Consider the following 5173-nt stretch of genomic DNA (forward strand, 5'->3'; position numbering starts at 1 on the left):
AAGTCGGGGGGACCACCGAGGTCGAGGGCGGTGCGCAGCTCGGCGGGGATGTGGCGCCCGAAGTGCTTGACCGTCTCGATGCGCACCCCGTCGTGGATCAGGGTCTTCACGAAGGCCCGCTCGGCCAGGCGCCTGGCTACCCGCACCGGGACCGGGCCCCCGCCCACCAGGTGGGCCGTCCCCTCCCCGCCGTCGCCCGGGCGCTGCCAGACCACGACCAGGTCGGCGCGGGTGCTGGCCCTGCCCTTTCCCGCCAGGAGGGCCACCAGGGCGTCGGCGGCGTGCGCGGCGCGGGGCTCGGTGCTCCCCGCTGTACGGGCCGCGGTGTGGATGCGGTCGGTCTCGGCCTCCAGGGCATTGAGGACCGGGATCCCGACCACCGGGGGAAGGGCGCCGGCCAGGCGGATCATGCCCAGGTCGTCGCGCCAGGCCCGGACCTCCCGGGCCCCCTGCTGGGCGGCGTGCAGGCCCTCGGCGTCGGTGGCCCCGAGGCGGCGACTGCGGGCGTTGTCGCGCAGCACCTGCAGGCTCGAGGCCTTGGCCAGGGCCACCAGCTCGGCCTCGGTCCCCGGACAGGCCGCCTCGGTCCTGGTGATCTCCTCGGCCTGGGCCAGCGACAGCTCGCCTGTCACCACCGCCTCCTTGGTCGCCGGACAGTCCTCGACGGCATCGGCGGTGCCCAGGGCGGCGCGGGCCACACCGGCGCTGGAGCCGGTGCTGCGGGCCAGCCACTCCACGGCATTGGCGTAGCCCCGCCGGCGATGGGCCCCGGCCTCGGCCGCCCGGGCGGCCAGGCGGGCTCGGGCCGCGGCGCAGGTCTTCTCGGTGCGGGCCAGGTCCTCGGCCATGGCGGCGCAGTCGTCGCCGGTGAACGCCTCGGGCTGCAGGCCCCAAAGCGCCTCCCGCAGGGCCCGGCTCGCCACCGTGGGGCTCTTGGGCATGCCACTCCTCGCTCGTGGGGCGCGCACTGTGGGCGCGCTCGGCTGATCAGAGGAGGGCGGTGACTGCCTCGCCCACGAAGGCACCGCCCACGCTACCCGAACGTATGTTCGATGTCAAGGGGAATGTGCGCCTGGAGCTAGCGGGTAGACCAGCCGGGGTCACGGCCCGTGAGGCCGATCAGGTGGTCGAACGGTGGTGCCGTCGGCGCCACCTCGACCACAGGCCCGAAGAGCCCCTCGCGCGCCTCCGGCTGGTCGGCGAACTGCCCGACGAAGCCGAGGACCGCTTCGAGGGTGCTCGGGTCGCAGTCGTACGCCTGGCCGCTGGCCCGGGCCAGGTCCCATCCGTGGACGACCACCTCATCGAGGGCCACAACGCCTGCGATCTCACCGGGCAAGTCCACCCCACCGGCGCGGGTCATCCCGCTCCAGGCCGTCGGGTCGCGCCACGCCTCAGCAAGGCCCTCGAGGTCCCGGGGGATGCGGGTCCGCCAGTCGGCGGCCAGTCGCGACGCATCGCCAGCGGGGGCCCCGTCCCCGAGGTCACCGGTGTCCTTGCGTGCGGCCGCGGTGAAAGCGATAGCGAGTCCGCCGATGTGTTCCAGCAGGTCGCCGACGGCGTAGGCGGGGCACGGCGTCGGCCGGTCCAGAATCCCGTCGGGGACCTCATCGATCAGGGCCGCCATCCGTCGCGTCGCCGGCGCTAGGTCCACAAGCATCATGGGCTGATCTCCTCCAGAGTCGTCCGTCTCCAGTGTCTCGACGTGATCACACCGGCAAGGTCATCGCGCCGGGTCTCGGCAACGTACCTATTGCCGGGCATCGCCTCCTAGCTCTCGTACTCGTCGTGGTGGGGAAACTCCGACACGTGCAGCTGACGGCCAAGCGGCGTCAGGTCGAGATAGTTGTAGGTACCGAGCAGCAGATCGCCGCCACGTGCGTACGACGAGTACGTGTGGAAGATCCTGTCATCGTCCCAGAGGAACACGCTCGTGCCCGGCTGCTCTCCCTCGAGGAACCAGGTCTCACCGCGCTCCTCGATTTCCGACCTGGTCCGGTAGTTGTACTCGACAGGAGCGATCGACTCATCGAGGGTGACGTGGAAGTCGTAGTTGAAGTCGCTGTCGAACGACGAGTAGACGGGCACGCTCCAGCCCATGCGCGTCCTGAACCGGTCGAGCGTCGGCCACGGCCCCCGTGCCACGACCGCCAAGGTCGTGTCGGCGGCGTGCAGGTGCGAGAGATGCCCGATGCTGTCGATCAAGAAGGAGCAGCTCGGGCAGCCGGCATCCAGGTCCCATCTCCACATCAGGTGGTAGACGATCAGCTGGGGACGCCCCTCGAAGAGATCGGCGAGGCTGGCCTTGCCTTTCGGCCCCTCGAAGACGTAGTCCTTGTCGACCTCGACCATCGGCAGCTGGCGACGCTCGGCGTTGAGCTGGTCGCGCTGCCTGGTCAGCTCCTTTTCCCTGGTCAGCAGGTGCTTCCGGGCCGCCAGCCACTCGTCTCGGGACGCGACGGACGGGACATCCATGGCGTCTCCTTTCGGTTCGTGCCGGTTGTCTCGAAGTCAGACCGCGCTCAGGAGCGAAACTCATCGCGGAACTATCTGGATGTCGTGGCCGTCGCCGGGGGCGCGGCTTCCGATCCGAGCAGCGGAGCGCACCGCGACAAAGCTAATCCTCGCGGTGTTACAGGCTCGCGGCATGCTGACGCCATGACCCGTGACATCGCCACCGTCGCCCAGGCTCTGGTCGTCCTCGCTCTGGCGGCCGGCTGCGCCGCCTCGGCACCGAGCTCGGGCCTCACCAGCACGACGGTCGCGCCAATCACGACGACGACGGAGCCCAGCGCCACCGCGACCACGGCCGCTCCTGCACCGGCCGCCGCCGCTCCGACGGGCGCAGTACCCAATCCCGCCCTCACGCCCGGCGAGGCCCTACCAGGTGTCACGGCGGCGCAGGTGTGCCAGGCGGGCTGGGCCAGCGCGCACCGAGACGTCCCTGAGGCCGAGCGCGTCGCCGTGTTCGCCGCCTATGGCGTGCCCTACGCGCAGCGGGGCGGCTACGAGCTGGACCATCTCATCTCGCTCGAGCTGGGCGGCGACAACGCCCGTGCCAACTTGTGGCCCGAGCCCCACGACCGCCCCGGCTTCCCGGGGAGCCAGACCAAGGATGGCGCCGAGAACCGGCTGCACGATCTCGTGTGCGCCGGCCGGCTCGACCTGGCCGCCGCCCAGCGCGCCATCGCCACGAACTGGCAGACGACGCTCGCCGGCTCCGGCCCCTCGCCCTGACCGACGTCACGAACACGTCGGTGCTTGATGCCGCTTCGACAGGGCCGATCACGTCGATCCGGTCCTAGCCGAACCTCCCTGCGACGCTCAACCCTAGAATCGTGCGGTGCCTGCGTATGTTGTCGTTGACATAATGCCGACAGACGCCGACCGAGCTGCCCGGTACCGCGAGCTCTCGGGTCCCAGCGTCGAGCGACATGGCGGTCGCTTCCTGGCGCGAGGCGGCGAGCTGACTTTTCTGGAAGGCAACTGGGAGCCCGCCCGGATCGTCATCATCGAGTTTCCCTCGTCGGATGCCGCGCAGGTCTGGTTTGACTCCGAGGACTATCGCGAGGCGCGTGCCGTCCGCCAGGGTGCGGGCACCTGGCGGATGGTGGTCGTCGACGGTCTCTAGCTCGTCGGATAGCTCTCCTCAGCGCGGGCTTCTTCGGCGTGTCCGAGAAGCCGGCGAGCGTTCAAGCCTCGGCCGGCAGCCGTCAACCATACGTTCACCTTGTCCCGTTATGGTCCGCCGCACCTCAGCAGAAAGAGACGGCCGTGACGGAGTTGGTTCGCCTGACGGGTCGGCTCCTGCTCGCACTGCTGGCCCCTGACCACTCCCAACGGAGGTTGCGATGCGCAAACGGTTTCTGTCCCTCGCGAGTGCCGTGATCTTGCTCACCACACTCGCCTCCTCAGCACTTGCTCCCTCGGCCCGCGCTTCGTCGGCTAATCCGCCGAAAGCCGCCGGTCCGTGTGGGACGCTGAGTGCGGCCCCCACGTACTCCCATGTCATCTGGGTGTGGATGGAGAACCACAGCTATAGCGACATCATCGGCAGCTCGCAGGCCCCTTACATCAACACGCTGGCCAACCAGTGCGGGCTGGCCACGAACTACCACAACATCTCCCATCCGAGCCTTCCCAACTACATCAGCGCCACATCGGGGCTCGGGCTCTCGGACCTGAAGAAGTTCGACAACGACTGCAGTCCCTCCAAGCACTGCAGCACCACCGCACCGAGCGTGTTCGGCCAAGGCGAGACCTGGAAGGCGTACGAGGAGTCGATGCCGTCGAACTGCGACCCGTCGAACGCCGGCGAGTACGCCGTCCGCCACAACCCGCCGCCGTACTACACGACCCTCAGCGGATGCACGACGCTCGACGTCCCCTACACCCAGCTGGCGACCGACCTCACCAACAACACACTGCCCGCGTTCTCGTTCATCACCCCCAACGTGATCGACGACATGCACGACGGGACCATCCCCGACGGCGACTCATGGCTGGCCAACAACCTGCCGACAATCTTCAACAGCGCTCAGTACAAGAGCGGCACGACGGCCGTGGTCGTCACCTGGGACGAGGGCGAAGGTGGCACGAGCAACGACTGCGCCACGAACACCAGCGACATCGGTTGCCACGTAGCGACCATCGTGGCCAGCCCTAGCACTGCCCCGGGGACAACGTCGGGAACGTTGTTCAACCACTACTCCCTCCTCGGCACCGCCGAACAGCTGCTCGGACTGCCGAAGCTGGGCTTGGCGTCCCAGTATCCGACCTTGACTTCAGCCTTCAACCTGTAGCACCCAGCGGCGCCCGGTGGCAGTGCCCCGGGCGCCGCTGCGCGCCCAGCCTCCACCACCAGGCGCTACACGACTAGCGGCGCCAGTTCAGGCAGTTATCTTCGCGCCATGGGGATCTCTCCATATGTGGCGGCCCTGCGGGGCGCCGTCGGAAGCCGTCTTCTCATGCTGCCTTCAGTTAGCGTCCTCCCGCGGGATCCAGCTGGGAGAGTCCTGCTGGTGCGCCATGCCGACTCGGAGAAGTGGGACACCATCGGCGGATTCGTCGAGCCGGACGAGACACCCCAAGAAGCCGCCATGCGAGAGGCGCGCGAGGAGGCAAGCGTCGAAGTCGAGCTGGTGCGCCTGTTGGCTGCCTTGGGGGGCCCGGA

General features: G+C 69.0%; 7 protein-coding genes. 4 read left to right on the top strand and 3 right to left on the bottom strand.

Features of this window, described 5'->3' with window-relative positions; all coding sequences use genetic code 11:
* From VGF64_11410 to VGF64_11420, 3 genes are all read right to left on the bottom strand, one after another.
* Positions 1–941, bottom strand: a 941-nt coding sequence (locus VGF64_11410) for a hypothetical protein (protein ID HEY1635358.1), incomplete at its 3' end; no start/stop codon positions are given.
* 137 nt (positions 942–1078) lie between these two features.
* A complete protein-coding gene (locus VGF64_11415) occupies positions 1079–1663 on the bottom strand; it encodes a TIGR03086 family metal-binding protein (protein ID HEY1635359.1) in 585 nt (194 codons plus the stop codon).
* Positions 1664–1770: 107 nt separating this feature from the next.
* Complete coding sequence (locus VGF64_11420; protein ID HEY1635360.1) at positions 1771–2475, bottom strand: DUF899 domain-containing protein; 705 nt, start codon at positions 2473–2475, stop codon at positions 1771–1773.
* 183 nt (positions 2476–2658) lie between these two features.
* Here VGF64_11420 and VGF64_11425 point away from each other — a divergent pair, with 183 nt between their 5' ends.
* From VGF64_11425 to VGF64_11440, 4 genes are all read left to right on the top strand, one after another.
* Entirely contained in the window at positions 2659–3237 is a 579-nt protein-coding gene (locus VGF64_11425) for a hypothetical protein (protein ID HEY1635361.1), read from the top strand.
* 106 nt (positions 3238–3343) lie between these two features.
* On the top strand, positions 3344–3631 hold the full coding sequence (locus tag VGF64_11430) for a DUF1330 domain-containing protein (GenBank protein HEY1635362.1): 288 nt from the start codon (positions 3344–3346) through the stop codon (positions 3629–3631).
* Between the two features lie 391 nt (positions 3632–4022).
* On the top strand, positions 4023–4802 hold the full coding sequence (locus VGF64_11435; protein ID HEY1635363.1) for an alkaline phosphatase family protein: 780 nt from the start codon (positions 4023–4025) through the stop codon (positions 4800–4802).
* A 108-nt stretch (positions 4803–4910) separates the two neighbouring features.
* Positions 4911–5173, top strand: a 263-nt coding sequence (locus VGF64_11440; GenBank protein HEY1635364.1) for an NUDIX domain-containing protein, incomplete at its 3' end; no start/stop codon positions are given.

This window comes from Acidimicrobiales bacterium, from assembly GCA_036491125.1.
In the GTDB taxonomy this organism is placed as follows: Bacteria; Actinomycetota; Acidimicrobiia; order Acidimicrobiales; family AC-9; genus AC-9.